The following is a 21,775-nucleotide window of genomic DNA, read 5'->3' as shown; positions in this document are numbered from 1 at the left end:
GCACTAATCAAGGAAGATGAATGCAAATCAGATCCATCAAGGTGAGCGATATCGCGCGCTTCACCGCGCTGTGGAATCGAGTGTACTCCGAAGGGGAATTTTTGATTTCTCCTGCACCCGATAACGCAACGCTTCGCAGAATCCTGCAACGTGTGGAAAACGAGTCCATCCCTCAGTTTGTCGCGTTTGACCGCCAAAAACTTATCGGTAGTGTTGAAATCTACCCAGCTGAGATGTGCGGTTACGAAAGAGAGCAACGCCTTCGCGTCGGTATTCTTGGTATTCACATCGACAAAAACTACCGAGGCAAAGGATTGGGGCGAAAACTGTTGGCTGTCGCGATCGCACGTGGTTGGGAATTTGGTTACGACCAAATCGCACTCTACGTATATAAAACCAACACACCAGCGATTGCTTTGTATGAACGGTTTGGATTTGAATATCAGGGGGAACTTGGGGAAGTGACCTTGCCAAATGGTAAAGTCTTGATGAGTCAAAAAATGGTATTGTATAAAGCGCAAAGCCGTTCGAAAAACCCCGATTTGTAGAGTCACGATAACCGTTGTTCGCAACACTTATTCGGGGTTAACACCCTTGCGTCACATGCCCTCGAACAATTGAATCGTTAGAGGCTTGATTCACGTAGTAGAAATAGCATGCTTCTTCTGCCAGTGTGTAACCTTGCGGCCAAATGTACACAACGCGATCAACACCCGATTTATCTAAGAACTGATAATCAGGAATCGCGACAAAATGAGCACTGTTTGGGTGCTGCTGACCGATGATGCAAAAATCACTGCCTTTGCACGGCACGTCAATTTTCGAATAACCTCTGGCTGGTAGATCGATTTCTAACAAAGCTCGAATACTATCGGCACTCGCTTCTGGCATGCCTTTGCGTGTTTTGACATGTCGGTCAATGTAGTGAACGTGCTCTTGGCCGTAAGCGTTATCAATCACTGATTGAGCATGAAAGAATTTGAGAGCCGTACCCAAAGAAGACTGAGAACTGTGCAGCATCGCAGCGTATGCTTGGCGATGAATATCGAGTAGTACTGGTAAAGCAGCTAATGCGATGAAAGCCAAAGTGGTGAGCACTATGGTGATTTCCATCAGCGTAAATCCCTTTGATTTCACGTTTCTTATCTCAACTAGCCCAAGACAATAGCCCCACATCCATGTGAGACCGAGCCAATATATCGCCAATTTCTTACGATTAAAGGCTTAAGGGGTAAGAAGAGACAAACACCACTCAAACTTGAGAACAGCAGCCAAAGAGCAGTGTAACAAAACGACGCTATGTGTCAGATATTAGACGGTTTTTACTCTCTAGTTACTGAGTAAAGGCACATTATTTCGCACCAGACCACGACGAACATTCGTGCACATTTTGCCAAAACGACGAATCTCATCGAACTGCGGAACAATGCCGCGCTCCATGGCTGACTCCCAATAAGTGACTTCTGAATCGACCATTTCCAACAATTTCTTCGGACAGCCAATGCACTGCCCTTCTGGTCCACATACAAACGTTTCTGGTTCATAAATTGGTAGTTCCGCTTTTACTTGCTCGATGATGCTACGCATGGCGGTCATTCGATCTGGCTTTACCTTCATCATTCTGCTCCACGGATTAAGATGAAGCAGATTGTACCCACTGATACGCAAATGTCCCTACCCAATTTAGGTATATTCTGTTTGAATCGATTTCTTTATCGTCAGATCCGGCTTTTTAACCACCAAATACACCGCCGTAGCTGCCAGTACGAAACCAGAAATCCCCATCCAATCAAATGACTCTCCAAACGCGAGCCAAGCCTGAATCGCCGTCGTTGGCGGCACCAGGTAGAATACAGAAGCTACGCTCGATGCAGCACCGTTCTTAACCATGTACAGCAGCAGTAGAATAGCTACACAAGAGAGCACGACGACCAACCACAACACGGTCAAAATAAACTCCAGTTCCCACTGCACTTGCATGGTTTCAAACTGCATCGCAACGGGCAGAAACATGACGAGCGCGGCCAAATATTGCACCGTCGCACCACCCACCATATCCACTTTTTGGCAATGTTTTTTCTGATAAAGTGTCCCTAGCGTGATACCAACCAAAGCCAACAAACACAAACCAATGGCCAACACTTTATGCTGCTCGGATTGCCACTCCATTTTGCCCATCAACACCATAGCGATACCGACAAAACCAAGAGCCAAACCCAGCCATTGCGAGGGCTTAAACTCCTCACGAACAAACGCCACCAGCAAAGCCGCGGTTAAAATCGGTTGAATACCCACCAGCAACGAACTCAACCCAGCAGGCATACCCAAGGCGATAGCGAAATAAGTACCGCCCAGATAGAAACCGTGGATCAACGCACCAACCACACAGCTGTGCCAAAAATCTTTTCCTGTCGGCAACCTTCTACGCAATACCGCCACAAGAACCAAAAACAATAAGACATTGAATGCCATACGGATAGAAAGTAGTGTCGCTGGCTCGGCATATTGCAAACCAAAACGCGCACCAACGAATCCAGAAGCCCAAAGGATGACAAATACAAAAGGGATGGCTCGGATTAACATGATCGCCTCACTCACGCTTGTTTTATGTTTTGAGATACTGCTAATGTAATTAGGTACAGTGTTTTCAAAAAGTGACAGATGGAAGTGTTTTTATGGGTACAGATTTATTGGGAAGCGGTGAAGGGAATAAGTACCTCGTGGTGGAAAAACACCTCAAACAAGCCATCAATGGTGGCGTTTATCAGGCGGATGATCGACTGCCCTCCATTCGCTCGTTGAGCCAAGAATTAAACGTCAGTAACAATACAGTGATTCGTGCGTATCAAGAGCTGGAAGCACAAAACTTGGTTTACTCGGTACCCAAATCGGGTTATCGAGTTAAAGTCGCCTTGCCGACCTCTCGCTCAATTCCGGATCCGACTCGCGTGGATTTGCTCTCGATCTGCAAAGAAATCCTTACTTATCCTGAATACCAAGAGCGTTTGCCTACCGGTTCTGCCCACCCAAACATTGACTCCCCCGCGATCAAAAGCTTGTACGCCGAGATCGGCCGCCACAGCCGCCAGCAAACGCATGTACCGAGCCATTACCAATTACCCCCCGGTGATCACCTCTTAATCAAACAACTAGCGAAAATCACACAAGATTTGGGCACGCCAGCCAAGTTGGATGAGATCATGGTGACGCACGGCGCGCAACAAGCCATTAGCCTAGCGCTGCGCGCAACGACACAAAAAGGCGATATCGTCGCGGTGGAGTCCCCTTGCTATTTTGGCAACTTATTGATGCTAGAATCACTCGGCCTCAAAGTGGTGGAAATTCCGAGTTGCCCGCGCGACGGTATGTGCCCCGAAGCCTTAGCAAAAGCAATGGCGACATGGGACATAAAAGCGATAATCGTAACGCCAAACTTCACCAACCCTACTGGTGCCATGATGCCGCTAGAAAAGCGCCAGCGATTGCTCTTGGCATCTGGCAATATTCCTATTATCGAAGACGATGTGTTTGGCGGGTTAAGCTATGACAAGCCGTTACCAAGCTTGAGATTGCTCGATGACAAGCAACGCGTAATTTACGTGAATTCGTTATCCAAAACGCTCGATTCGCGTTTGAGAATTGGTTGGATGTTGGCGGGGCGATATCGAGATCAAATTGAGCAATATCTACTGTGTGAGAACATGGGCAGTTTGAACCTGATGCAATCCGCCGTGGCAACGTTTCTAACGTCAGGCAAGTATCGAACACATACTGCGCGAATGGGTCGGGTTTATCAAAACAACATGCGACGATTTATCCAGATGCTTCATCAATACTTGGATGAATACGAACCTCTAAAAAATAGATACCAGATCAACGCCGTGCAAGGTTCGTTCTTGCTTTGGTTGCGACTGCCCGAAGACACGGACAGCTATGCGTTGTATCAAGCATGCAATAAGTACAGAATCAGCCTACTTCCCGGCACCGTATTTGGCACTCAAGGGCAATATCGGCATTGCGTACGCCTCAGCGTGGCAAACTTTGGTCATGAAACCGATTGGAGTCACGCGATGCAAACACTGGCAAAATTGATAGCAAAGCATGTCTGTTAACTCGCTCTTAATAAATGAACTTATGCCCACACACGCAAACAGGTAACAACAAAAAACTCCACGCAAAGGTGGAGTTTTCTCGTATCGTTATCGCCCTCAGTGCGACTTAATTTGCCACATTCTCGCGACGTTTTCGGCTAAATTAGCAACGTTGACGTCGGCCTCTTTCATGGCCTCAGGTAAGCTCATCGCCCTTGGTACACAAGCAAACACCGCATCAATACCGCACTCATAAACCGCCTGATAGTTGTCACCCACACAGCCTGCTAATGCAATGACTGGTAAATTACACTGCTTGGCCACCTGAGCAACGCCCATCGGCGTTTTGCCATGTGCGGTTTGATGATCGATTCGACCCTCGCCTGTAAATACGATATCCGCATCCGCAACATGCTGAGCAAGTTTGACCGTTTCAAGCACAATCTCAATTCCCGGTTGCAAACGTGCTGGCGTGTACCCAAGCAAGGCTGCGCCCATACCACCAGCAGCACCCGCCCCTTCACGAGTCAGTACATGCTTACCCGTCGCTTGTTCCGTCAACTCGCCAAACTTGCGCAATGCGTTATCGAGCAGAGTGACGTCTGATACGGTCGCTCCCTTTTGAGGGCCAAAGATAACCGACGCGCCTTTGTCACCACAGAGTGGGTTATCAACATCGCACGCTACCAACACTTCGCAAGTTGCTAAACGAGGGTCAAGACCAGAAATATCGATGGACGCAAGCGCCGCTAACCCGCCTCCATTTGGGGTAATTGCATGACCAGACTCATCAAGAAACGCCACCCCCAACGCGGTCAACATGCCCACGCCACCATCATTGGTAGCGCTGCCGCCCAAACCAATGATTAAGCGTTGAATACCTCTATCTAGCGCGTGTTTGATCAGCTGTCCAGTACCAATGCTACTGGTCAGTTTTGGGTCGCGAGCATCACTCGGCACAAGGTGCAGACCACTGGCCTCCGCCATTTCAATAACCGCGGTTTCGCCGTCGCCGAGGATGCCATAAAACGCTTCAACATCATTCCCTAATGGCGCGGTCACCGTTGTGAAGACTTGTTCGCCTTGAGTTGCATCTATCAAAGATTGAACCGTGCCTTCGCCACCGTCTGCGACCGGAACCGTAACAAACTCGGCATCATGCCATACGCGAGCAAGACCCGTTTTGATCGCCTCGCTCACTTGTTTGGCGGTTAAGCTTTCTTTAAATGAATCAGGTGCAATTACCACTTTCATACGTATTTCCAGAGACTTATAAGAGAACGAGGCTCAAAATGTACACCAATGCCATTGCCGTGACACCTTGAACGAGCGTAGCCATGGTTTGCGCGCGGTACGCTAAGCCCACCGACATGCGACTAAACTGCGAAACTACCCAGAAGAAACTGTCGTTTGCATGAGAAACCGTCATCGCACCTGCACCGATCGCCATCACCGTTAATACGCGGCCCATTTCTGAATCGAGCCCCAATTGCGTAAGCATAGGCGCAACCAAAGCTGATGTGGTCACCAGCGCAACCGTTGATGAACCTTGCGCCGATTTTAGCGCAGCCGCAACGATAAATGGCATGAAAATACCCACGCCCAGCGCCGATAACGTCGTACCTAAGTATTCACCTAGCGGCGTTGCTTTTAATACCGCGCCAAAAGCACCACCCGCACCGGTAATCAAAAGAATAGGCGCAGCAGCCGTAATACCTTGGCTGATTCGCTCGCCAAATTCTTCAATCTTGTTGTCTGACTTGAGTAGGCGAACAGAAAGGAACAGGCCAATCACCAATGCCGTTAGTGGCTGTCCTAAGAAAGTCAGAACATCAAACACAAAACCTTCGCCCAGCGGTAGGCTTGGGAATTTCGCGATAGAGCCAAAACAGATCAATAAGATAGGAACAAAAATAGGAGCGAATGCTTGGCTCGCCGTTGGCAATTTGCCGTAAGACGCTTTGAGTGCTTGCCAGTCTTGCTGAATTTCTTCTACGGCTTCAATGCCATCTGGTTCAACATGTTGGAATCGGTTCGCCCACAACATACCCGCTAACGCCGCAACCGCTGCAACAAACACACCCACACCAATCACTAAACCAAGGTTAGATTCCAGGCCTAAGTTACCCGCAGCGGCAATCGGGCCAGGAGTTGGCGGCACAAACGTGTGCGTTGCGTATAGGCCAGTTGCCAACGCCACACTCATCGCAACGCTTGAGGTTTTTAAACGCTTCGCGAGTGATTCTTTGAGCGAGTTCAGAATGACAAAGCCTGAATCACAAAATACCGGAACAGAAACGATGTAACCTATGATACTCATGGTCAATGTTGGGAAACGCTCACCCAACACTTTGATGACCGTATCGGCCATGGTGATCGCCGCACCACTTTTTTCCAAAATAACACCAATGATAGTACCTAAAACGATAACCAAACCAATGTAACCAAGGATGCCGCCAAAGCCAGAAGCAATGGTTTTGGCAATGCTATCTGCCGGTAAGCCGTAAGCAAATGCCGCAAGGAACGCCGCGATGATCAGCGCTAAAAAGGGATGTAATTTGAATTTGGTGGTCGTGAGCACAATAAATGCGATCACCCCGAGCAGGATTAATATAAGGTTCATGATAACTCCATTTATTCTTATTTTGCTGAGCGAGTCCGTGTTGGCTCACTCAACATGTAGGGACGCATGAATTATTAATCGTTTGCTTTAGAATTCCTTTAGGCGGAGTGACAAATGATGTGGTCAAAAAATGACGCGTATTGTGCAGATGCACAATATCACGACATTTTTGAGAGCCGAGTCGCAATATAAAGCTCCGCTAACCCCACAAAATTGGTAGTTGGTAGCCCTGTTATCTCGGTGATTTTCTCTAACCGATAGCGCAGAGTGTTCCGGTGAATAAACAGCATTTTAGAGCATTCTGTTACGTTGCCATTGCATTCAAACAGTGCATCTAGGGTTTTCAATAATTGCCCAGATTTGTCTTTCTCTTTCAACCGTTTCACACCATCAATAATTTGTTCACCTTGCCAAATATCCGCCAACGGCGCTAACAGCACAGGCAAACGAAGTTCATCGAACAGGTACTTACGTTTCTCTGGGTAGAACTGCTTGCCAATGGCTAATACCTGTTTCGCGCTTTGGTATGACAACGCGACATCTTTAGGTTCATTAAACAGCTGCCCTAGCGCAATGTGAAACGTATGTGAATCGTGATCGCTTAAACGCGACATCAACTTATCAATGCGTTCACTTTCAACTTGGCTATCCCACTGCTTGGCGGAATGACACGGTTTCAACACCACAATTTCATTCACCGAGACAATCGCAACCAGGTTGTTACGCTCTGGGTATTCAAGCAGCTCAACAATATTGCGCACACTCTTCATGCTTTTCGAGGCGGACGGCGTCGAGACTTCAATCACCGTTGCCACCCGTGGTTGAGTAACATCGATAGAAAGACGCATCGCCCAATCTTTCAGCTCTTCATCGGTCAATTTGCCATTGATCCAAGCCAGAATAAACTCTTCACGATGACGTCTGTCCCACTGAAATTTTTCCACCAGCGCAGCTTGCTCGATTGTTAGTTCAGCGGTCATTTTAACCAGTTTTGCAAAATCTCGGATTTTCTCCGGCTCTCCTGTGACGCCAACAATACCGACCACGTCGCCATGTAATTTCAACAACATATTGATACCGGGTTTGACACCCTGCAACGTCAAACATTGCTGCTCATTAAGCTCTAGCGAATCGCCATGATTCAGCGCCAGTACCGCGCCATCATGCACTTGCCCAACACGTTTAGGGTCGCCACTGCCAATGATGATGCCTGCCGAGTTCATCACATTCACATTGTGACCAATGATGGACATGGTTCGATCAACAATTTGTTGTGCTAAAGCGTGGTCGAGAATCACCATTTCGAGTTTCCAAATTGACCGTTTAATCACTCAATAAATCACAAATGGCAAACTATCGCGATGCTGCGGTTCTAAATAACGGAAGCAGCTCAAAGCATTATCCAATTACCCATATTTAAAAAGTGGATTAACCTTCATTTTTAGCAGCGGGTTATATACTTAGAACAAAGGTTACCAATGCATTCTTCACTGTGCATTGATGCCACTCGTCTACCTACAGAGGAGAGATCAACATGGAGTTACGGAATAAATCGGGGGAAGTTGCAAATATTGCTGATAACCTCACTTTGAAGGAAATCACAGAAATGGGCTACACCGTAGATTTATGCGATGAAGCATTTGCTCCTGGAGAGCATTGGAAAGCGGAAGGTAAAACGCAAGGTATGGGCGAGTATCCAGAGGAGTAAACGTCCTGACGAACCAGCGCAAAAAAGCGCTCCACAAACAGAAAAGCCGAGCGACTTAACGCTCGGTTTTTTACTTCTGAACTTCTTGAATAAACAAGCTCATCTCTTCAAGATAGTTGCCGTTTGAGCATCCCCAGTCGGTGACCTCAATCAACTCTGTAACTAACTGTCCAGACTCATCATCTTGCACTCTCTGCACAAACGCTTCAAAACGTTCCAGTTGCGCCTGACTCTTAACGCCATGCACGGCATATTCTACAAGCAAGCCGTTATAAGTCTGCCAGCGCTGGTCGCCAGCAACATCATTGCTTAAAATCACAGAACACTTTTGTTGAATGCTTTCAACCGCATCATTTCTTGGTGGCGCGACTGTAGAACATCCAACTAAAATCGTACCTACCGCCAATAACGTAACTTTTGTTTTATTTATCATATTGTTTCCAACTGTATCGCCACGATATGGAAATCTTATTACACCTGATAAGGATCATCGATAGCGCATCGCGGATTAATTACTTAATAAACTGTAAACTCCATACCAGTCTTAATACTGCAAGCTCAGAACTCCTATTAACTCACCCAAAGGTAAACAAATAGTAAAATCACCTTTACGCGATGCAAAATCGACAAATGAGATTAGCGTTCCTTTCTCGCGACCAAGCGTGCAATAATCAACTGTCTACATAACGAAACCATTTGAAGGATCAAAATGACCGCAACGGATTACCTCAACGACCTCAATCAACGTTACCTTGCGATTCACCGCACCAAAGAAGATTTCTTTTGGGAAACTTACATGGGGATCAGCGATGACCATGATGGCTCGACGCAAGCACAAACGGCATGGACAAGCTTTTTAAGCAACGCCGAGCAAATTACTGCCATCAAACAACAGCTTGAAGCCGCGGACTCAATTACCGACCCACAAGAGAAACAACAAACCATGACGGGTCTATCTGGTTGGCTGGCGATGTTTGAATCTCACGCTATCGAGGGCGAAAAAGCACAAGCGTTGAAAAATCAGCTCATTGCCTTTGAAGCTGAGCTGTTCGAGAAAAAACAGAACCACGTACAAACGTTTACCGATGAAAACGGCGAGCAAGTGGAAGGTTCACTGCCAGTATTGAGCTCAACCATTCGCACCAACAATCATGAAGAAGTTCGCCAATCGGCTCATCAAGCGTTGCTGAACCTTGAACAATGGCTACTGCAAAACGGCTTTATAGAACTGATCAAACTACGCAACCAGTTCGCTCGCTCACTGGGTTATGCGACCTTCTTTGATTACTCCGTGCAAAAAACGGAAAAGATGAGCTCTGAGCAGCTATTCGAGATTTTGGAAGATTTCGAACAACGCACGCGAGATGCGCACCTCAACAGCTTAGAAAACTTGGCGAAAGAGAAAGGCGCAAGCGCACTCACCGGCTTCAACTTTGTTTACTCGTTCGCGGGTGACGTCATGCGTGACCTTGACCCATACGTGCCGTTCTCTAAATCTCTGAGACGCTGGGTAGAATCGTTTGGTCGTCTGAATATTGATTACTCTGGCGCGACGCTAACGCTGGATTTGTTAGACCGCAAAGGTAAGTACCCGAACGGGTTCTGCCACGGCCCTATCCCTTCATTCTACAATCAAGGCGAATGGGTCGCAGCACAGGTGAACTTCACCAGCAATGCCAAACCAGACCAAGTGGGCAGCGGCTACGATGGCATAAACACGCTGTTCCACGAAGGTGGTCACGCAGCACACTTTGCGAACGTAAAAATGAACGCGCCTTGTTTTTCGCAGGAGTTTGCGCCGACGTCGATGGCTTATGCAGAAACTCAGTCGATGTTCTGTGACAGCCTGTTAACCGATGCCGATTGGCTAAAACAGTACGCACTGGATGATGAAGGGAATTCGGTTCCTAATGAGATCATTCAAGCGATGATCAACAGTCGTCAGCCATTCAAAGCTTATGAAGAACGTAGCATCTTGGTTGTGCCATATTTTGAGCGCGCGTTGTATCAATTGAGCGATGACGAGTTAACGCCAGAGCGCATCACTAAGCTCGCTCGCGATTGTGAAAAACAGATCCTTGGTTTGGAATGCAGCCCTCGCCCACTGATGGCGATTCCACATTTGCTATCCGACGAAGCAGCTTGTGCGTATCAAGGTTATCTACTCGCGCACATGGCGGTGTATCAGACCCGTGCATACTTCCTTGAGAAGTTTGGTTACCTGACGGATAACCCAGAAATTGGCCCACTGCTGGCAAAACACTACTGGCACGCAGGCAATCACTTGTCGCACAACGAAACCATTGTCAGCCTGACTGGCGAAGGCTTCAATGCCAAATACCTTGCAGACGTGTGTAACCTGTCGCCAGAACAGGCATGGGAAGTGCAGCAGAAGAAAATCGACTCACTTGCGACGCGAGAGCGAGCATCAGTCGCTTCACTGAACGCCGCGATTAAAGTCGTCGACGGCAGTAAAGAGCTGGCAAGCAACACCATCTCTGACGAACAAATGTGTGACGATTTTGAACGTTACATCGTAGAGACTTACGGTCGATAACACGCAGAAAGCCAGGAGCTCGCCTTCTGGCTTTTTATTCTTTAGCTAATGCAATAGGAAGGAAGATCCATGCATCAACAAATCATCAAATTTTGGTTCGAGGAGCTATCGCCCAAAAATTGGTTTGAAAACAACCCAGAGCTGGACAAGCGTATTACATCGCGATTTGCCTCGGTATTAGAACAAGCGGCTCGTTGTGAACTGTTTAATTGGCGTAACAGCGCACAAGGACGATTGGCCGAAATCATCGTCCTCGACCAGTTTTCACGTAATGTGTATCGCAACACCCAAAAAGCGTTTGCACAAGACCCACTCGCATTAGCATTGGCTCAAGAGGCAATTCGGTTAGGTTACGACAAAGAATTAGCGCCTGAGCAGCTAAGCTTTTTGTACATGCCGTTTATGCACAGCGAATCTCGCCTCATTCATGTCCAAGCTGAAAAATTGTTCCGCGCATCAGGGCTTGAAAATAACTACGATTTTGAGCTAAAACACAAAGCCATCATCGACCAGTTTGGGCGCTATCCTCATCGCAATGCGATACTGGGAAGAGAGAGCACTCCCGAAGAGTTAGCGTTTTTGCAACAACCTGGGTCAAGTTTCTAAATAACAATGAATAATGAGTTAACCATGAGAGACCACGCAGTATGCTGGCCATGCTTGCTAAAACTAGACGGCGACGATGAGCTGATCTACACGCATTCCCAGTCCGACTTAGACTCTGAATGCGAAGCCCTCATTTTTGGGCAAGATGATTACGTTATTGACTCAAATGGCAACACGTTTGAATTGAAAAACAATGGTTCGAACACCACTCTTTTACACCCAAAAGAACGAACGCTGTCCGTAGAAGAGGTTACGTCATTAATCCAATCGCATGAATTCAGCCTCGCGCAACGGTGTATTATCAAGATTCATTTCACCTCGGTGAGGCAAGCTGTTGAGGCCTTAGCTCACTAACTCAATCCCAACATGCATAGCATTAAATAAAATTATCATTTTTATAACTTATGATAATTTCATGTAATCAACATCACGCCATATACTCTCCCACATCGAAACAAGACAACGTTCAAACACACATGTTGGGAGCAAACAAATGAAAATGAATCATGTCGGTATTATGGTCGGAGATATGGACAAAGCGGTTGAGTTTTACACGCAAGCGCTAGGTCTAAAAGTCGTTATGGGCAACACGAAAGTGATTGAAGAACGCGAAACGGCAATTGGCAGAATGTGTATTGCGGTCTTTGGGGAAGGCTTTAAAGGCTTCAACATTGCGCACCTTGTGACAAGTGATGGCATCGGCCTTGAGTTATTCGAAATGAAAGAACGTCAAGAGCGCCATGAAGTGGATTTTTCTCGCATCGGTATCTTCCATTTCTGTTTACAGACAGACGATTTTGAAGGTGCTATCAAACGCACCGAAGCACTAGGTGGCAAAGTTCGCATGGACATCATGCGTTACCACCCAGAAGACGATAATAAGCCTGCGAAAATGGTTTACCTAGAAGACCCATTCGGCAACCTATTCGAGCTTTACTCACACTCTTACGAAGAAACTTACGCTTCTGATTACGAGTAATAGCCCCATCCATATCCCAAAAGGCTAGCAATACGCTAGCCTTTTTTGTTTGCTTTGAGTTGCAGTGTTTCTGCACTCGCTCTAGCAAAAAAACATCTGGAATTTGATCATTTCTCTCACCACTTTTAAGGTCACTTTATACTTACCTCAACACAATGCAAAAAGGAGTGAAGCATGCCCACCAAAAATCCAATCGCCATCAAAGCGCTTGATCATGTTGTTTTAAGGACCTGTAACCTCGATGCTATGTTGCATTTCTATCGAGACATTTTGGGCTGCCCTGTCGAACGCGAAGTAACGGAACTTGGTTTAACTCAACTTAGGGCAGGTAACGCATTGATTGATGTAGTGACGGTAGACAGCGAATTGGGCCAACTCGGCGGTAAGCCACCAGTTCAAAATGGTCGTAATATTGACCATTTTTGCCTGCAATTGGCGCCTTTTCCCGAGGATGAATTACTGGAATATCTGCGTGCGCGCGGCATTGAAACCGAAGAGTTTGCGAAACGCTACGGCGCACAAGGATTCGGTCGCTCACTCTATATTCATGATCCGGAAGGAAATGTCGTCGAGTTAAAACCTCAAGTGATTGATGAGTAAGCGAGTAAAAACCTTGTTATATTCTGAAAATAACAAGGTTAATTTCTAAAATAATTATTGAAGTAAGAACATATTATTAAGTCAAAATTATATCTGGCTCACCTATTTCTTTTTCTCGCCACCATTGTTTATTTATATGTTCTTGATGAACGTAAAAACTCTCCCCCGGCATTGGCGTCAGCAGCGTTATATGTTCTTTTTGACAATGGGTAAGCAAATCTAAAATCGGTTCGTCCCAGCGGTGAGTAAACAGTTCGTATGTAGCCCAATGTACTGGCAACAGTTTTTTCGCATTTAAGTCGCGAAACGCTTGCACGGTATGATGAGCCTGCATGTGCCCCCAGTTTTCGACCGGATAACCTTGGCCTTTCACATCAGCAGCCACTTCCAAACAGGCAATGTCGATTGGTCCACATCGCAGTGCGATCTCGGAAAAGTGCGAATCGTAAGCTGAATCGCCACTAAAATAGAGCGTCTCTTCTTTACCTTTGATGACCCAAGAAGCCCACAAGGTCGAGTTTTTATCGAAATAAGTACGACCAGAATTATGGTTAGCGGGCGTACAAATCAGTTCGATTCCGGCATAGTGCACGCTATCCCACCAATCGAATTCCACGATGTTGTCTGCGCAAACGCCCCACTTTATCAGATGCTTGCCAACCCCTAAGGGTACATAAAACGTCACGGGTTTATCGGCGTAGAAACGTATGGTCGATGCTTCTAAATGGTCGTAATGATCGTGCGAAATCACGATAATTTCAGGAATCGGCAAACAATCTCTGGCATGGGTATTGGGAATATTGCGTTCAAACCACGCTTTTGCGATGAACGGAGAAGCGTAATCAAATACCGGATCAGTCAGAATTCGAATGCCATCGACCTCCACCAGCATGGTGGAATGGCCCAGCCAAGTAACGCGCATCGATTCACTTCGCTGCGCAAACTGCGTAGGTTGAATTGGGAAATGTGGCAGATGTTCGTTAGGACTCAATGGCGTTCTACCACCAAGATAGCTCCAACACACCTGCCAGAATGATTGCGGGCTAGGGACATTTGGCATCTCGTTTTTAACGCGGCCGTTTTCAAATTGAGGCGAGTGGTAAACACGGTGCGCCAACTGCGCATGGTAGGTTTGAGGCGGAATCAGTGAACTTGGCTTTTGTTCACTCGTTAGGTATGTGCGCTTAAGTATCGTCTCAGACATATCGTTATTTTGTCTCGCTTGTGAACGCTCAACAGTAGGTTTATTAAAACGTGCGTGTATGTCTATTTCGTGACCAAAATGAGGTGTAAGATGAAGATTCAGTTTCAATCAAACGTCTTCTATTTAAGGAAGCGGTTCTCAAACCTTCTGAATACTGCGTCGGTTTGAAAGGAGAAAACTATGGTGACTTGCAGCCAATACGATTTTATTGAAATCGCCTGTATGTTTAAGCTCCCTATCGAGATCACGCTAAAAAATGGTGAAACTCATCAGGGCAACGCGTTCGACACAGGCTACGACATGCAGCGACAAGAGTGCTTGTTTTTAGATATGGATGGTGAGCACACCGCTTTCCCGACTGAACAATTAGTCGCAATGCGCGCGCTCAAAGCCAATCCGCATTTTGATGAAGTGACGTTTGAGTAAACGTCCGTCTTTCATTGACACCGTCCAATAAAAAACACCTCTCAAGCAAATACAACTTGAGAGGCGTTCTCTTACACGATTCACCGGAACTTGTTGTTATTCTCGCGACCGGATGAAAACCAGCATCGGCATCATGATCACGAACATCACTCCCACAAGCTGGAAGGTGTGCACAAACGCGACCATTTGCGATTGCTGCTGCAACATCTGTTGGTATTGGTCTAACGCAACCGGATCGGTAATAGAAAGCCCCTGATTGGCCGCCCAGTCATGCAAGTTAGGATTATAAGGATTAATACCCTCTCCCAGCGCATGCCATTGCTGCTGACTATCACGATATTGGAACGTGGTGGCGATAGAAATACCAAACGAGCTACCAATGGTACGGAACAGATTGTAAATACTCGCCGCCGCAACAGATTGCTCTTTCGGAATCGTTAAATACGCCAAGGTGGATAGCGTCGAGAAGGTTAAACCAAGCCCCATCCCCTGAATCATACTCGGCATCACAATCCAAAATGTATCGATCTGCAGTGAGTATTGCGTCATCAAATAACTACCAATCCCGATGCAGCTCAAGCCAAAGACTATTTTGATTCTGGGATCGAATTGCGGATTGAGCTTAATCACCAAAATCAACATCGCCGCTGACGCCAATCCACGCGGTGCCATTAATAAGCCAGTGGTTGAGACCGGATAATCCAGCAAGCTTTCCAACAGCATCGGTTGTTGAGTCGTCAGGCCAAACATCGCCATCGACACCACGGCAATCATCAACGACGAGACCATAAGATTTCGGTCTTTCAGTAGCCACAATGGCGCTATTGGGCTTTTGGTTTTCCAGCTGCGATAAATCCACATCACCGACCCCATGACAGCGAGTAATATCGCGGTCTGGATCATGCGTGAGTTGAGCCAGTCTTCTTCGTTACCTTTATCCAACACAAACTGCAACGCGCCCACACCTAACGCCATGTAACCGATGATCCACCAGTCAAAGTTAGGTTTGGATTTGTTGTCGATGTGGATATAGCGATAAATCAAAGAGGTACAAATCAAACCGAATGGCAAGTTGATGTAAAAAATCCAGCGCCAATTGATGTTGTCGGTGATCACGCCACCCACGACTGGGCCCAAAATAGGACCAAGCAAAATGCCGATGGAGAAAATCGCCATCGCTTTGCCTTTTTGTTCGTACGGATAAATCTGCACTAACGTCGACTGCGCTAATGGAATCACCGACGCGCCGAAAGCGCCTTGAATAATGCGAAATAGCACCATCTCTTCAAGAGACTGTGCTTGCCCACAAAGCGCACTGGCAATCACAAAACCGATCACAGCAACCAGCATGACTTTGCGTTCACCAAAGCGCGACACCCAGAAACTGGTCATCGGAATGAAGATCGCTTCCGCCATGCTGTAACCCGTCAGCACCCAAGTAATTTGGTCTGCCGTTGCGCCCAACGCGCCCATCATGTGCGATAGCGACACGTTCGCAACGGTCATATCGATTAACACCATGATGGCAGAAAGCATCACGGCGACGGTGGCAATCCCCCGTTTGTCTGCCGTAATTTGATGGCTCATTGCACGCTACTTTGCAAATCAATGGTGACTTCTGAGCTCGCACCCACGCGAAGTTGCGGCGCATCGGCCGGTACTTCTAATGCCAAACGTACAGGGAAACGCTGTTTGATTTTAACCCAGTTACCTGTTGCGTTTTCTGGTGGCATCAAGGAGAACGATGTACCACTCGCAGGCGACAGCTGCTCTACCGTTGCTTTCCACACCACGTCTGGGTACATATCAATCACCACATCCGCATGCATGCCAGGTTTAATATGAGTAAGATCGGTTTCTTTAAAGTTCGCGCGTACCCAATAGCTGTCTTTTAAAATCACAGGGAACAACGTTTGACCCACGCTAACGACCGAGCCTACGTGCGTATTGATCTCACCGGCAATGCCATCCACTGGTGACGTAATGTCGGTGTAGCTCAAGTTCAGCTCTGCTTGCGCTAACTGTGCTCCCGCTTGTTGAACAACCGCAGCCTCTGCGCCTTCTTCACCACGGTTCGCAATGGCTTTTTCTACCGTCGCGCGCGCTTGCTCCAGGCTCGCTTGGGCATTGGCTAGTTTGTTTTTTGCCGTATCTAAATCTTGGTCCGACGCCAGTTTGCGTTTCACCAAGGAATCCGTACGTTTGTACTCCACTTGCGCTTCTGTCAGGTTAGAGCGCGCCGCATCTAAGCCCGCAACGGCTTCAGTTACCTGCTTATCGGCAACGTCATGTTGCTGGACCGCCAATTGGTATGCCGCTTTTGCTTGCTTCACTGCCAACAAATATGGGCGTGAATCTATCTTCAGCAGTAGGTCACCTTTGTTAACAGATTGGAAGTCTTTGACATCCACAGAAACCACTTGGCCTTTTACCTGAGGCGCTACCGACAAAATTTTTGCCCTAACATAGGCATCTTCTGTGCTTGGGTGACTGTCTGAATACTGCCAAGACCAATACATCGCACCAAATGCGATAACACAGAGAGTAAAGAAAAGAGTTTTTACCAGCTTAGATCTGGAGGAGGAATGCTTTGCGATATCGTCGCTCATTTATATTGTCCACTTGTTCAATTATGTGATCAGTGTAGGACTTTTCGATCTTCCGACAATAAAATGATCTGCAAGGTAAAGATCCAATTTTGCATGTTGCTAAGTGGAGTAAATGATGTGCAATCAAAACGAGGATAAAAAAGAGGGGCAGTCCCCGTAACCGCCCCCAAAGTCATGCCAATAATAGTAATGTGCGTGTAACTACTGGTTTTTCTTAGAACTTGTAACCGCCGCTGATCATAAATACCCAAGGGTTAATTTTGACGTCGGTTTTTTGCTTCACTCCACCTGCTTTGTAAGTTGCTTCTGTTTCAATGTTTGCGTACCACGCAGCGGCGTTGAGGAACCATTGATCGTTGATCATGTAGTCCACACCAATATTCGCTGCTAGACCGAATGAGTCATCCAACTTAAGATCTGAAAGACCAGCGCCTTTACCCGTGCTATTGAAGCCCTCATCAAAGAACATGGTGTAGTTCAGACCTGCACCAACGTATGGACGGAACTTACTTTGTGGCTCGCCAAAGTAGTACTGCACCATAAGCGTTGGTGGAAGGTGTTTGGTGTCCGCGATATCACCAAGACCTAACAAGTCTGTTGAAATATCGTGGCTGAATGGTGTTGCTGCTAGAAGCTCTAAACTGATGTTGTCTGTAAACATGTAGCCAAACGTCAAACCAAGCTGCGTATTTGAATCCACTTTCAATTCTTCTTGAGAACCAAGAATCTTATCGCTGCTGTCGTTTGGAACGACAGACGCCGCACCAACACGAAGAACGAAGTCACCTTGTTTATGAGCGAAAACACTTGGTGACACGAGTGCAGCAACCACTGCTAGACTGCAGATTGTTTTTTTCATTTTTATTTCCTTTCGTAGGGCTTCGTTATGTCGTACCCAAAGGGGTGCCTGTTAACTGATCTGAGATTTCAAGTAAACTCAGCGCCTTGAAGCACACGGGTATCTATATCTTTTTGAGCTGTGCGCAATCTAGCACATAGAAACCCTACTATTTTGATGGAAATCAATTTGTGAAAAATATAGGTTTTTTGTATGGAGAAACGCCATATTGATCAACAAATTATGCAAATAGGATACAATTCTGTAATGCAAACTGTGCGTGTGAGTTGCCATGCATACCCATAAATGCGAATCCTCTCGTTAAGGCTCGTAGCCAGCAAAAACTTTTTTCGTCCTCTACGTCTTCTATTTTCAAAAAACAACCCACTTAAAACGCTCGTTTGCCCCCTTAAAATCGCGATTTGAGGGGTTTGTAAAGCACTGAAATACAAGAAGTTATTTTTCTGGAAAATCAGTCACTTGGAGTGCTAGTCTGCTCGCAGCTAAGGAGAAGACATGTTAAAAACCGATCTCATTTTTGAACGAGAAAACTTTTCTCATCACGATTTTCAGAATGCTACCTTTAAAAACTGCCACTTTTATATGTGCTGTTTCGACCATGCCGATCTGCGCGATGCTAAGTTCATCGACTGTCGCTTTATCGAATCCAAAGCGCTAGAAGGGTGTAGTTTTCGCTTCGCGAACTTAAAAGACGCCAGCTTTACGAACTGTATGTTGGCGATGAGCCTGTTTAACGGCGCAAATTGTATGGGCTTGGAGCTGCGTAAGTGCGATCTCAAAGGGGCAAACTTCCAAGGTGCGAACTTTGCTAATCGCGTCAGTAACACCATGTTTTTCTGTTCTGCTTTTATTACTGGCTGCAACCTCACCTACTGTAACTTCGAACGAGTGTTACTAGAAAAATGTGACCTCTTTGAAAACCGTTGGAACGGTGCGAACCTCGCAGGGGCAACTCTCAAAGGCTCGGATTTATCTCGCTGCGAATTCTCGCCAGAACAATGGGGAACCTTTAACGTTGAGCAATGTGATCTGACTCATGTCGAACTAGACGGGCTGGATGTTCGCCGCGTTTCTCTGTTTGGTGTTAAAATTTGTGATTGGCAACAAGAGCAATTGCTTGCGCCTTTTGGACTGATCATTCTCTAAGGAAAGGCCATGAACCTGTTTAAAGACTTACCGAATAACCTCGACGAGGAAGTGTTCGAAGACCTGCTGACCCACAAAAACCTGCGTATAGAACGCATTGTCTCAACGGGGCAAACCTCGCCCGAAAGTGGCTGGTACGACCAAGAAGAACATGAATGGGTCTTGGTTCTTAAAGGATCTGGAGAGCTGACTTTTGAATCAGGTGTAGTGCAACGACTTGAGGCAGGCGATCACGTTACGATTCCAGCTCATACCAAACACAAAGTGAGCTGGACTGACCCAACGCAAGAAACCATCTGGTTGGCGGTGTTTTATCAATAAACACAAAACGATCTTAAACCCAAAAATAGGCGCTGAGTTTGCTCGATACTACTAAGCCGTCACTGGCACTGTTTGATTTTGATGGCACCATCACCCGAGAGGATATGTTTAGCCTTTTCCTCCACTATTCTGCTTATGGCCTGCGCAAACGAGTAGGAAAGGTCGCTATCATGCCATTTTATGCGCTGTACAAACTCGGAGTGTTACCCGCTCGTGTTATGCGCCCTCTCAGCAGTTTTATTGCATTTTCAGGGAAAGAAACGCAGAAAATTGAAGCGATTGGCACTCAGTTTGCCCATGAAGTGATCCCGCTGTACTTACGGCCAGAAGCGATGGAAAGGCTGGCTTGGCATCAACACCGAGGCGATACCATCGTAGTGGTGTCGGCATCACTCAATGCGTATCTCAAGCCTTGGTGTGAGGCGAACGGTTACCACTTGCTGTGCAGTGAACTGATCTCAGAACAGCCAAAACTGAGTGGCTTTTACCAGCAAGGTGATTGCAGTTTAGAAAGAAAAGTCTCACGCGTGAAAGCGGCGTTTTTGCTCGACGAGTTTGCGTCTGTTTATGCCTACGGTGATACGCATGAAGACATTCCGATGCTCAAACTGGCAGACTACGCGATGCTCAACTGGAGCGAGTGGAGAGCAAGCGAATAACGATATGTGCTCTGATTTTCAAGACAGCCACTCAACCAAAGTGGTCGTTTTAGACTGAAAAAAACAAACCCTTCTCATGTGAGAAGGGTTTTATTGTTCAGGGCCCGAATAAATGGCTTAACGCCATACACCCCACTGACCCGTTGTGCCTGGTTCCTCACCAGACGTCCACCATTGGGCAGTCCATTCTTTACCATTGTGTGTCACCACATCACCTTGGTTGTAAACGGCTGTCTTGTCCCACAAGTTGGTTGGTTCAACTGGTGGCGTGACATCCGCTTTGATCAGTGACAACGCGTAACTGAAGTCTGCGCTTGGCGCTAATACTTGGTTTGCATTCACGTTGTTACTATCGAACATGTAGTGGTTCATCTCTTGATGCCAAATGCCCACGTACCAATCACCCGTTTGCTGCGCATTAAATTGATCCGCAATTTCTGCCGCCCAAGTCGCCGTATTGTTTGCACTGATTGGTAGTGAAATATCGACAATTTCATTGCCTGTCGCATTAAACGTACGGAAACGAATGGTGTCACCCGCTTCTACTGGCCCAAAACCTTGCTGAACAAAGTAGCCTAGAGATGTCAGATTGTTGCCCGGTTCGGTTGGATCAACAGGGTCAGTCGGTGGCGTCGTGCTCGTTCCGTTTAACGTAATGTCACTACAGTTGTAGAAACCTTCCCCAGCGACATCAATGCGCTGCCAACGAGTATAAAGCACCGCATCGCCGGAACGATCAGCAGGGAAAGTCACCTGAATACGGTAGCGTTTTTCCGCATCAACATACACATCACCTGCGGTGTCGATCAGCTCTAAATCACTCCAAGTAAGAGGCTTTGAATCATCATAAGTTGGCTTGGTGAGATAGAATTCCCAGTACGATGGGTTGTGCGGCGCTTTGCCGTAAAACACCAATTCAATCTGGTTGTTTGCATCTGGCGTAACATTGGTGCGCTGCCAGTTTGGAGAAGGAATGTTCAAGCCTTTCTTAGCCGCATCGCCGGCAGAACACAGTTCACCGTCGCGAACCACGGCTTTCACATGCTCCATATCTCGGTAATTTGGTACGTTCGCCGCGATTTCGCTGCGTTGCACAAACGGATACGCGCCAGATTCTTCAAAAGCCGCTTTACACGCTTGGTTAGGGATCTCGTTGGTCCAAAAACCACCGTCTAAATAACACGTATTCTGACGAGCGCTTGGAAATTCTACCCAGCCGTGGGCGTTGACGTTAAATGAGCTCAATGCGGCAACAGCGCTTAAGCTCAAAAGAGGAAGTGTTACATGTGATTTCATCGTTCATCCTTAATTTTGCTGACTCGCCGCTCTGAAACACAAGCGGTTTAAGCAAAACTAGCAGGATGGGATTATTTAGAAGGTGAGAATA

At 46.8% G+C, this 21,775-nt stretch carries 24 protein-coding genes; 12 read left to right on the top strand and 12 right to left on the bottom strand.

Features of this window, described 5'->3' with window-relative positions:
* Positions 1–20: 20 nt before the first annotated feature.
* Positions 21–548: a GNAT family N-acetyltransferase gene (locus tag R7O13_RS08270; protein ID WP_005383312.1), complete on the top strand. Its 528-nt coding sequence runs from the start codon at positions 21–23 to the stop codon at positions 546–548.
* Between the two features lie 37 nt (positions 549–585).
* Here the strand turns inward: R7O13_RS08270 and R7O13_RS08265 are convergent, their stop codons facing one another.
* From R7O13_RS08265 to R7O13_RS08255, 3 genes are all read right to left on the bottom strand, one after another.
* Positions 586–1,176: a type II secretion system protein gene (locus R7O13_RS08265; RefSeq protein ID WP_225455765.1), complete on the bottom strand. Its 591-nt coding sequence runs from the start codon at positions 1,174–1,176 to the stop codon at positions 586–588.
* A 153-nt stretch (positions 1,177–1,329) separates the two neighbouring features.
* Positions 1,330–1,617: a hypothetical protein gene (locus R7O13_RS08260; RefSeq protein WP_005374318.1), complete on the bottom strand. Its 288-nt coding sequence runs from the start codon at positions 1,615–1,617 to the stop codon at positions 1,330–1,332.
* A gap of 66 nt (positions 1,618–1,683) precedes the next feature.
* Positions 1,684–2,583 (bottom strand): DMT family transporter, encoded by a 900-nt coding sequence (locus R7O13_RS08255; RefSeq protein WP_138939344.1) that lies wholly within the window; start codon positions 2,581–2,583, stop codon positions 1,684–1,686.
* A 92-nt stretch (positions 2,584–2,675) separates the two neighbouring features.
* Here R7O13_RS08255 and R7O13_RS08250 point away from each other — a divergent pair, with 92 nt between their 5' ends.
* The gene (locus R7O13_RS08250) at positions 2,676–4,112 is read left to right on the top strand and encodes a PLP-dependent aminotransferase family protein (RefSeq protein ID WP_318303506.1); all 1,437 of its coding nucleotides are present in this window, start codon (positions 2,676–2,678) and stop codon (positions 4,110–4,112) included.
* A gap of 96 nt (positions 4,113–4,208) precedes the next feature.
* On the opposite strand, the gene R7O13_RS08245 is transcribed toward R7O13_RS08250, so the two are convergent.
* The 3 genes from R7O13_RS08245 to R7O13_RS08235 form a co-directional block, all read right to left on the bottom strand.
* On the bottom strand, positions 4,209–5,345 hold the full coding sequence (locus tag R7O13_RS08245) for a glycerate kinase (RefSeq protein WP_213897428.1): 1,137 nt from the start codon (positions 5,343–5,345) through the stop codon (positions 4,209–4,211).
* 16 nt (positions 5,346–5,361) lie between these two features.
* Positions 5,362–6,714, bottom strand: a complete 1,353-nt coding sequence (locus R7O13_RS08240) for a GntP family permease (protein ID WP_005391886.1) — start codon at positions 6,712–6,714, stop codon at positions 5,362–5,364.
* Between the two features lie 158 nt (positions 6,715–6,872).
* The gene (locus R7O13_RS08235; protein WP_005374330.1) at positions 6,873–8,015 is read right to left on the bottom strand and encodes a sugar diacid recognition domain-containing protein; all 1,143 of its coding nucleotides are present in this window, start codon (positions 8,013–8,015) and stop codon (positions 6,873–6,875) included.
* A 233-nt stretch (positions 8,016–8,248) separates the two neighbouring features.
* On the opposite strand from R7O13_RS08235, the gene R7O13_RS08230 reads away from it, so the two are divergent.
* Positions 8,249–8,422, top strand: a complete 174-nt coding sequence (locus R7O13_RS08230; protein ID WP_005374332.1) for a hypothetical protein — start codon at positions 8,249–8,251, stop codon at positions 8,420–8,422.
* Positions 8,423–8,492: 70 nt separating this feature from the next.
* Here R7O13_RS08230 and R7O13_RS08225 read toward each other — a convergent pair whose 3' ends face one another.
* Positions 8,493–8,855 carry a hypothetical protein gene (locus R7O13_RS08225; RefSeq protein WP_017634365.1) on the bottom strand — a complete coding sequence of 121 codons (363 nt, stop codon included), beginning with the start codon at positions 8,853–8,855 and terminating at the stop codon, positions 8,493–8,495.
* A 276-nt stretch (positions 8,856–9,131) separates the two neighbouring features.
* Here R7O13_RS08225 and R7O13_RS08220 point away from each other — a divergent pair, with 276 nt between their 5' ends.
* The 5 genes from R7O13_RS08220 to R7O13_RS08200 all read left to right on the top strand — a co-directional run bounded on the left by R7O13_RS08220 (position 9,132) and on the right by R7O13_RS08200 (position 13,164).
* Positions 9,132–10,979, top strand: a complete 1,848-nt coding sequence (locus tag R7O13_RS08220; RefSeq protein WP_151515198.1) for a M3 family metallopeptidase — start codon at positions 9,132–9,134, stop codon at positions 10,977–10,979.
* Positions 10,980–11,048: 69 nt separating this feature from the next.
* Positions 11,049–11,585 carry a DUF924 family protein gene (locus R7O13_RS08215; RefSeq protein ID WP_085569485.1) on the top strand — a complete coding sequence of 179 codons (537 nt, stop codon included), beginning with the start codon at positions 11,049–11,051 and terminating at the stop codon, positions 11,583–11,585.
* 24 nt (positions 11,586–11,609) lie between these two features.
* Complete coding sequence (locus tag R7O13_RS08210) at positions 11,610–11,939, top strand: DUF4144 domain-containing protein (protein ID WP_033907198.1); 330 nt, start codon at positions 11,610–11,612, stop codon at positions 11,937–11,939.
* A gap of 139 nt (positions 11,940–12,078) precedes the next feature.
* Entirely contained in the window at positions 12,079–12,564 is a 486-nt protein-coding gene (locus R7O13_RS08205) for a VOC family protein (protein ID WP_025768760.1), read from the top strand.
* Between the two features lie 174 nt (positions 12,565–12,738).
* Positions 12,739–13,164, top strand: a complete 426-nt coding sequence (locus R7O13_RS08200; protein WP_137282899.1) for a VOC family protein — start codon at positions 12,739–12,741, stop codon at positions 13,162–13,164.
* Positions 13,165–13,240: 76 nt separating this feature from the next.
* Here the strand turns inward: R7O13_RS08200 and R7O13_RS08195 are convergent, their stop codons facing one another.
* On the bottom strand, positions 13,241–14,368 hold the full coding sequence (locus tag R7O13_RS08195; protein ID WP_137282900.1) for an MBL fold metallo-hydrolase: 1,128 nt from the start codon (positions 14,366–14,368) through the stop codon (positions 13,241–13,243).
* Positions 14,369–14,548: 180 nt separating this feature from the next.
* Here R7O13_RS08195 and R7O13_RS08190 point away from each other — a divergent pair, with 180 nt between their 5' ends.
* Positions 14,549–14,794 (top strand): Rho-binding antiterminator, encoded by a 246-nt coding sequence (locus R7O13_RS08190; protein WP_005460845.1) that lies wholly within the window; start codon positions 14,549–14,551, stop codon positions 14,792–14,794.
* Between the two features lie 96 nt (positions 14,795–14,890).
* Here R7O13_RS08190 and R7O13_RS08185 read toward each other — a convergent pair whose 3' ends face one another.
* The 3 genes from R7O13_RS08185 to ompW all read right to left on the bottom strand — a co-directional run bounded on the left by R7O13_RS08185 (position 14,891) and on the right by ompW (position 18,262).
* Positions 14,891–16,381 (bottom strand): MDR family MFS transporter, encoded by a 1,491-nt coding sequence (locus R7O13_RS08185; protein WP_005460814.1) that lies wholly within the window; start codon positions 16,379–16,381, stop codon positions 14,891–14,893.
* Positions 16,378–17,403: an HlyD family secretion protein gene (locus R7O13_RS08180; protein ID WP_025768756.1), complete on the bottom strand. Its 1,026-nt coding sequence runs from the start codon at positions 17,401–17,403 to the stop codon at positions 16,378–16,380. The genes R7O13_RS08185 and R7O13_RS08180 overlap by 4 nt, the downstream gene beginning before the upstream one ends.
* 214 nt (positions 17,404–17,617) lie before the next feature.
* Positions 17,618–18,262, bottom strand: coding sequence for an outer membrane protein OmpW (gene ompW / locus R7O13_RS08175; protein WP_025768755.1), 645 nt, complete (start codon positions 18,260–18,262; stop codon positions 17,618–17,620).
* A gap of 495 nt (positions 18,263–18,757) precedes the next feature.
* On the opposite strand from ompW, the gene R7O13_RS08170 reads away from it, so the two are divergent.
* From R7O13_RS08170 to R7O13_RS08160, 3 genes are read left to right on the top strand one after another with little or no spacing between them, the layout of a single operon-like run.
* Positions 18,758–19,408: a Qnr family pentapeptide repeat protein gene (locus R7O13_RS08170; RefSeq protein ID WP_005374358.1), complete on the top strand. Its 651-nt coding sequence runs from the start codon at positions 18,758–18,760 to the stop codon at positions 19,406–19,408.
* 9 nt (positions 19,409–19,417) lie between these two features.
* Positions 19,418–19,729, top strand: a complete 312-nt coding sequence (locus R7O13_RS08165; protein ID WP_206949208.1) for a cupin domain-containing protein — start codon at positions 19,418–19,420, stop codon at positions 19,727–19,729.
* Between the two features lie 38 nt (positions 19,730–19,767).
* The gene (locus R7O13_RS08160) at positions 19,768–20,388 is read left to right on the top strand and encodes an HAD-IB family hydrolase (RefSeq protein WP_213901576.1); all 621 of its coding nucleotides are present in this window, start codon (positions 19,768–19,770) and stop codon (positions 20,386–20,388) included.
* A gap of 117 nt (positions 20,389–20,505) precedes the next feature.
* Here the strand turns inward: R7O13_RS08160 and R7O13_RS08155 are convergent, their stop codons facing one another.
* Positions 20,506–21,684, bottom strand: a complete 1,179-nt coding sequence (locus tag R7O13_RS08155) for a lytic polysaccharide monooxygenase (protein WP_064369528.1) — start codon at positions 21,682–21,684, stop codon at positions 20,506–20,508.
* Positions 21,685–21,775: the final 91 nt, after the last annotated feature.

The sequence above is a fragment of the Vibrio sp. Y176 genome (assembly GCF_033438945.1).
This window is presented reverse-complemented; position numbering and strand designations above follow the sequence as displayed.